Raw genomic sequence first — 883 nt, forward strand, 5'->3', positions numbered from 1 at the left:
CCCTCGGTGGTCGGCGGGCTGACCGGCGTACCGATGGTGGCCGTCCCGACCAGCGTCGGGTACGGCGCCTCGCTCGGCGGCGTGGCGGCCCTGCTGGCGATGCTGAACTCCTGCGCGCCCGGGGTCACCGTGGTCAACATCGACAACGGGTACGGCGCGGGCGTGCACGCCGCGCGGGTGGCCCGCCAGAGCGTGCCGCGATGACCGCGGTCTGGGTGGACGCCTCCGCGGGGGCCAGCGGCGACATGCTGCTCGGTGCCCTGGTGGGCGCGGGGGTGCCGCTCGACGTGGTCAGGGACGCCGTCGACGCGGTCGCGCCCGAGCCGATCGCGCTGCGGGTCGAGCAGGTCCGCCGCGGCGGGCTCGCCGCCACCCGCGTGCACGTCGACGTCACCGACTCGTCGGTGCACCGCACCTGGCACCACGTCCGCGAGCTGCTCAGCCACGGCGCCCTCGAGCCGCGCGTCCGCGACCTCGCGCTCACGACGTTCGAACGGCTCGCGGTCGCGGAGGCCACCGTCCACGGCACGACTCCCGACGAGGTGCACTTCCACGAGGTCGGCGCGCTGGACGCGATCGCCGACGTGGTCGGCGTGTGCGCGGGGTTCGCCCACCTCGGTGCCGAGGCGGTCACCGTGTCGCCGGTCGCGGTCGGCTCCGGCACGGTCGAGACCGCGCACGGCACGCTGCCGGTGCCGCCGCCCGCGGTCGCCGAGCTGCTCCGGGGGGTGCCCACCCACGCCGGCCGGGTCGCGATGGAGCTGTGCACGCCCACCGGCGCGGCGCTGCTGACCACGCTCGCGACGTCGTACGGACCGCAGCCGGCGATGACCGTCGACGCCATCGGCGTCGGCGCGGGCGGCCGCGACCCGGACGGGCACGC

General features: G+C 77.1%; 1 protein-coding gene and 1 pseudogene. Both read left to right on the forward strand.

Going from position 1 to position 883, the window contains the following annotated elements; translation table 11 throughout:
* Nucleotides 1–204 (forward strand): annotated as a pseudogene (locus Q0L15_RS21950) (1-(5-phosphoribosyl)-5-amino-4-imidazole-carboxylate carboxylase); the annotation flags it as partial.
* Nucleotides 201–883: LarC family nickel insertion protein (locus Q0L15_RS21955; RefSeq protein ID WP_296606955.1), on the forward strand; the 683-nt coding region annotated here is incomplete at its 3' end. The pseudogene Q0L15_RS21950 and the gene Q0L15_RS21955, both read left to right, overlap by 4 nt.

Source organism: Nocardioides sp., assembly GCF_024509035.1.
Classification (GTDB): Bacteria; Actinomycetota; Actinomycetes; order Propionibacteriales; family Nocardioidaceae; genus Nocardioides.